Genomic DNA, 281 nt, shown 5'->3' with positions numbered 1-281 from the left:
ACGCCCTCCAGCAGTACCCTCCCTTTGCCTACCTCGAGGGGAACGCCTTTGTAGTTGGGTGGTAGCGGGACGCCGATGCCGTTGCCTCTTGGGTAGCGGAAGCAGGAGGGGCGGTCGTCGATGGCCGCGGCGGTGGCGACCATGTGGCAGAGCTCCGCCTCGTCGGACGGGGCCATGACGACCATGTTCGGCAGGCACGCCATGTAGGTGACGTCGAACGCGCCGCAGTGCGTCGGCCCGTCGGCGCCCACGAGCCCGGCCCTGTCCATGGCGAACCTCAC

Annotated in this window: 1 pseudogene; it reads right to left on the bottom strand. The window is 68.7% G+C overall.

The annotated features are described in order from the left end of the window. A pseudogene (locus PZC42_RS24415) lies at window positions 1–269 on the bottom strand (hypothetical protein); the annotation flags it as partial. Window positions 270–281 lie beyond the last annotated feature (12 nt).

The organism is Isoptericola croceus (assembly GCF_029382255.1).
GTDB lineage: Bacteria > Actinomycetota > Actinomycetes > Actinomycetales > Cellulomonadaceae > Isoptericola > Isoptericola croceus.
This window is presented reverse-complemented; position numbering and strand designations above follow the sequence as displayed.